This window comes from Nitrosophilus sp., assembly GCF_982775275.1.
In genome coordinates this window covers 1-5,194 of record NZ_CEXZHP010000109.1, presented here as the reverse complement: position 1 = coordinate 5,194, position 5,194 = coordinate 1, and the positions used below count along the sequence as shown (strand labels likewise).

At 35.7% G+C, this 5,194-nt stretch carries 6 protein-coding genes and 1 pseudogene; all 7 read left to right on the top strand.

All coding sequences use genetic code 11. From position 1 onward, the window contains the following. A pseudogene (locus tag AC30RD_RS06105) lies at positions 1–100 on the top strand (hydrogenase nickel incorporation protein HypB); the annotation flags it as partial. Next, positions 100–387: a HypC/HybG/HupF family hydrogenase formation chaperone gene (locus tag AC30RD_RS06100; RefSeq protein WP_489493470.1), complete on the top strand. Its 288-nt coding sequence runs from the start codon at positions 100–102 to the stop codon at positions 385–387. The pseudogene AC30RD_RS06105 and the gene AC30RD_RS06100, both read left to right, overlap by 1 nt. Then, positions 387–1,517 carry a hydrogenase formation protein HypD gene (hypD, locus tag AC30RD_RS06095; RefSeq protein WP_489493469.1) on the top strand — a complete coding sequence of 377 codons (1,131 nt, stop codon included), beginning with the start codon at positions 387–389 and terminating at the stop codon, positions 1,515–1,517. The genes AC30RD_RS06100 and hypD overlap by 1 nt, the downstream gene beginning before the upstream one ends. A gap of 28 nt (positions 1,518–1,545) precedes the next feature. Next, complete coding sequence (locus tag AC30RD_RS06090) at positions 1,546–1,827, top strand: hypothetical protein (protein ID WP_489493467.1); 282 nt, start codon at positions 1,546–1,548, stop codon at positions 1,825–1,827. Beyond that, the gene (locus AC30RD_RS06085) at positions 1,802–2,158 is read left to right on the top strand and encodes a type II toxin-antitoxin system PemK/MazF family toxin (RefSeq protein WP_489493466.1); all 357 of its coding nucleotides are present in this window, start codon (positions 1,802–1,804) and stop codon (positions 2,156–2,158) included. Before AC30RD_RS06090 ends, AC30RD_RS06085 begins: the two co-directional genes overlap by 26 nt. Positions 2,159–2,166: 8 nt before the next feature. Next, complete coding sequence (hypE, locus tag AC30RD_RS06080) at positions 2,167–3,159, top strand: hydrogenase expression/formation protein HypE (protein WP_489493465.1); 993 nt, start codon at positions 2,167–2,169, stop codon at positions 3,157–3,159. A 1-nt stretch (position 3,160) separates the two neighbouring features. Next, positions 3,161–4,834 carry a hydrogenase maturation protein gene (locus AC30RD_RS06075; RefSeq protein WP_489493464.1) on the top strand — a complete coding sequence of 558 codons (1,674 nt, stop codon included), beginning with the start codon at positions 3,161–3,163 and terminating at the stop codon, positions 4,832–4,834. Positions 4,835–5,194: the final 360 nt, after the last annotated feature.

The window sequence follows — 5,194 nt, the reverse complement described above, 5'->3', positions numbered from 1 at the left end:
ACTTAAACCTAATGTTGATATTTTGGAAGTTTCTACAAAAGATAAGGAGTCTTTAAAAAAACTTGCTAACTGGATCAAATTTAAAATGGAGATGAGATAATGTGTCTTTCGATTCCGTCACAAGTTATTGAGATAAACAAAGATGAAATGAGTGCAATTGTGGATACTTTGGGGGTTAAAAGAAAAGTAGGTATCGATTTTATAGCTGATGAGGTAAAGGTTGGTGATTATGTTTTGATACATATCGGATACGCCATGAATATCATAGACGAAGAGTATGCTAAAGAGTCAATCGCTTTGTATCAGGAGATAATAGAGAAAATGGAAGAGGAAGAGAAAGGGGCTATGATAGATGGGAGCGACAACTGTCCGAGCGGAGGCGGTTGATGAAACTAAAAGATTTATATGACAGATTTAGAGACCCAAAAGCTATACAAGCTCTCTCTAAGGAGATTGAAAAAGAGGCTGAAAAACTTGATAGAACTATAAATATAATGGAGGTTTGCGGCGGTCATACCCATACCATCATGAAATATGGTCTTTTGCAGTTAATGCCAAAAAATATAAACTTTATACACGGTTCCGGATGCCCTGTATGTATTATGCCAAAAGAGAGGATTGATCATGCCTATATCTTGGCAATGAGAGAAGATGTGATTCTTTGTACTTTGGGAGATATGATAAAGGTGCCCGGAAGCAAAGGTTCTTTGCAAGATGCGAGAAGCAAAGGGGCCGATGTGAGGTTTGTCTACTCGCCTTTGGATGTACTCAAAATCGCAAAAGAGAATCCAAATAAAAAAGTAGTCTTTTTTGCGATAGGTTTCGAAACGACTACCCCTATGACGGCCGCACTTTTAGAAAATGCGATAAAACAAAACATAAAAAACATACTCTTTCATATAAACCATGTAACAGTTCCCGAAGTTATGAAAGAGCTAATTGATAGCAGAGACGAACATGTAGATAGTTATAATAATCAGATAGACGCTTTTTTAGGACCTAGCCATGTAAGCGTAATTGCGGGAAGTAAGATATATGAGCAGTTTCCTGCCCGTTATAACCGTCCAGTTGTCGTTTCGGGGTTTGAACCTGTTGATGTGATGGAGGGGGTTTTGATGATGGTTAGGCAGTTTGCAAGCGAGAGATGTGAAGTTGAGATACAGTATAAGAGAAGCGTTAGCAAAGAAGGTAATCTTAAAGCGCAAGAATTGATTGAGAAGTATTTTGAAAAAAGGGAGCTTTTCAAGTGGAGAGGACTTGGAAATATTCCAAAAAGTGCATGGAAGCTTAAAGATGAATTTGGCGAGTTTGATGCAGAAAAAATTTATGAACTGCCAAAAGAGGAGATAGAAGACCATAAACTATGTATCTGCGGGGATATTTTAAGAGGTATGGCAAAACCGACTGAGTGTCAAGTCTTTGGGACAGCCTGTACCCCGCAAAAACCTCTTGGTAGCTGTATGGTTAGCAGCGAGGGAGCATGTGCTGCTTATTATAAGTATGGAAATTTGATATAATTGTCCTATATAAAAATAGGAGAATATTATGGTAGAACTTTCAATTAGTGAGATATCTAAGCATCCAAAAATATTGGATGAATTAAAAGAGATTGCAAAAATTGTCAATAAAAAAAGTAATACCTTAAAAGGTATTTTTATTCCGCTTGAGGACTTAAAAGGGGTTGAAGAGCTTGTAAGAGAGATAGAGTATCGTAAGTGGCTTGAGAGAAATAAAGGATTGTTGGAGTTAGAAAGACCAGATTTTTTGGATATTTGTGCAGAAGATATCGGAGAGTGGTTAGATGAACTTGAAAATAAAACAAGGTGAGATTTATTTAGTGGATTTTGGTAAAAAATATAATTCAGAGATTGGTAAAATTAGACCAGCAGTAGTTTTGCAGAACAATTTTTTAAATCGGATTTTACCAATTAGCAGATTTCAATCTGTGTTGGTACTGCCTCTAAGCTCTCAAGATATTGTGAGTGAATATAGAATGAAGATTAAGGCTCGAGATAGACTCAAAAAAGATAGCTTTGCTGTTGCTAATTGGATCTGTACGATAGATATAGATAAAATTCTTCTTGATCAGGGAATTCTTGCAAAATTAAATGAAGATGAGTTACAAGAGCTAAAACAAAAAGTATGTAATTTGATGTAAGGAGCTTTATGCAAAGAACTATTACTTTAGCTATGGGAAATGGTGGAGTTGAAAATAGTGAGCTTATTGAAAAAATTATTTTTAGACATTTAAAGAATGAGTTTTTAAAAGAAGCAGAAGATGGTACACTCTTAAAGAGTTTAGATAGTCCAGTTTTTACAACAGATTCTTTTACCATAACTCCTCTTTTTTTCAAAGGAGGAGATATTGGAAAACTTGCAGTTGCCGGGGCATGTAACGATCTTGCAATGATGGGAGCAAAACCTAAGTTTTTATCTTTATCTTTCATAATTGAAGAGGGATTTAGTGTTAGGGATTTTGAGAAAATTGTTAGAAGTATAAAAAAAGAGCTTGATATTAACGAAGCTAAAGTTGTAACCGGAGATACTAAAGTAGTACCTAAAAAAAGCTGTGACGGTATTTATATAAATATCTCAGCTTTAGGAGAGAGAGCTAAAGAGTTTTCTCAAAAAAATATAGAAGTTGGCGACGTAGTTTTGATTTCAGGTGATATTGCAAGACATGGAGCTAGTATATTTGCAAGCCGTGAAGGGATAGAGCTGGAAAATGAGATAGCAAGCGATTGTAAATCTTTATGGCCGGTTATTGAGAGACTTATAAAAGAAGATGTAAAGGTAAAAGCCTGTAGAGATGCTACAAGAGGGGGAGTTGCCGCTGTTCTTAATGAGTGGGCAAAAGCTAAAGATTTATGTTTTGAGATTGAAGAGGCAAAAGTTAAAGTGAGCGATGAGGTGAGAGGAATTTGCGAAATTTTGGGGTTTGAGCCTTTTGTTTTGGCAAATGAGGGAACTTTTGTAGCAGCAGTTTGCAAGAACGATAGTCAAAAAGCATTGGAAATTCTGAAAGAGTTTAATGAAAATGCTAGTGTTATTGGGATAGTAACGGATGAATACCCGCAAAAAGTTTTACTAAAAAGCGAGTGGGGTACAAGAAGATTTTTAGATATGCCAAGCGGTGAGATTTTGCCAAGGATATGCTAAGGTGAAGATACTTTTGATATCTACTACTTTTAACTCTTTAACCCAAAAAATATACTGTTTTTTAAAAGATTTGGGTCATACTGTTAGTGTAGAGTATGCTATAAACGATAACGTCATGATAGAGAGTGTTGAACTTTATAAACCGGATATCGTTATTTGTCCTTATCTAACAAAAAAACTGCCTAAAGAAATTTTCAAGAAAACTCCTACTTTCATCATCCATCCGGGTCCTTTTGGAGACAGAGGAGCATATGCTCTTGATAATGCCATTTTAGATAACAAAAAAGAGTGGGGCGTTACGATTTTAGAGGCTGATGATGAGCTTGACGGAGGTAAAATCTGGGCTACTAAAAACTTTAAAATACCAAAAAAGAAGAAGGGATATATCTATAGAAATCAGGTAAGTGACGTGGCTGTTGAACTAGTAAGCGAGCTTTTAGAAAAGCTAAAAAACGGCTTTAAACCTTTGGAAAATCCGCTTTTTCCAATGCACAAAAGAGTAACTCAAGATAGAAGAAAAATAGATTGGACTAAAGACAAAAGTGAAGTGATTTTAAAAAAGATAAATGCTTCAGATAACTATCCTGGAATAAAGGATAATTTTTTAGGGGTTGATGTATATATTTTTGGAGTAAGTTTGGAAAAAAATGGGCTAGAAAATATTGAAGCCAAACCGAAAGATATTTTGGCAAAGCGAGACGGGGCGATTTTAGTAAAAACTATTGACGGGGCTATATGGATTAGCCATATGACGGAGATAAAAAAGGGAATACGCCAGATAAAACTCCCTTCCACTTATGTTTTAAAAGATAGACTAAAAGGTATAAAAGAGCACAGGATTCCTATATATGTGGATCCGCAAACTCAGACATTCAAAGAGATTACATTTTACAAAAAGAAAAATGTAGGCTTTTTAGAGTTCGATTTTTACAACGGAGCCATGAGTTCACAGCAGTGTATAAGACTCAAATATGCTATCGAAACACTTAGAGAAGAGGTGGATATACTGGTTTTGACGGGTGGCGAGAACTTTTTTAGCAACGGAATCCATCTAACCATATTGGAAGATAGCAAAAAGAAGGGAGAAGATGGTTGGAGCAATATTAATGCTATGAACAATCTGGTAAAAACCATTCTTTTTAGCGATGATATTTTAACTATTTCCGTTTTTCGTGCAAATGCGGGAGCAGGCGGAGTTTTTTTGGGTTTGGCAAGTGATATAGTTTTTGCAAAAAAAGGAGTTGTTCTAAATCCGCACTACAAAACGATGGGGTTAAGCGGTAGCGAGTTTCACACCTATACGCTTCCAAAAAGAGTAGGTAAAGATAAAGCGAAAAAACTTGTTGACGAAGCTCTACCAATTTCAGCCAACTTTGCAAAAAAAATAGGACTAGTTGATTTTATCTATAACGATTTTAGCGAGGTTGAAAGTTTTGCTTTAGAACTTGCTAGTGACGAAGATAGATTTTATAAAATTTTGGATGAAAAAAGAGATAGACTAGAAAGAGATGAAGAGTTGATAAACAGATGTGTAGAGAAAGAGTTAGAAAAGATGTATCCGGAGTTTTGGGATGAGAAAAGTTTTTTTCATAAATTAAGACACGATTTTGTATATAAAGTTTGTCCTTTGCAAACTCCAAAGAGGTTAGCGATACATAGAAATGAGGAATTTTGAATCGGTAATTTGTAAAAATAATATTTTGTTCCTAATTGAACCCTCTGAAAAATTACAAATTGAGCGAAAGCTTTGCAATTTTGTCCTCGGGCTTTGCCCTGCGGGGTTGTCGCTTCGCTCGGACAATTTGAAAATTTTATGTTCGCCCTAAGGCGAAAAAAGTGCACTTAACCCCGAAGGGGCGCTATTGCGTTTGCACTTTTTAATAAAATTTTCAAATGTTGCGTTAGCAAAAATTGCATCTGACTTGAGCGAAATTTAGTAATTTTTCAGAACACTCAATTGGGAATCAAATCCTCTCTTATCACCTTACCTCCTTACCACCTAACTCCCTTACCACCTTATCACCTTACCCCCTTA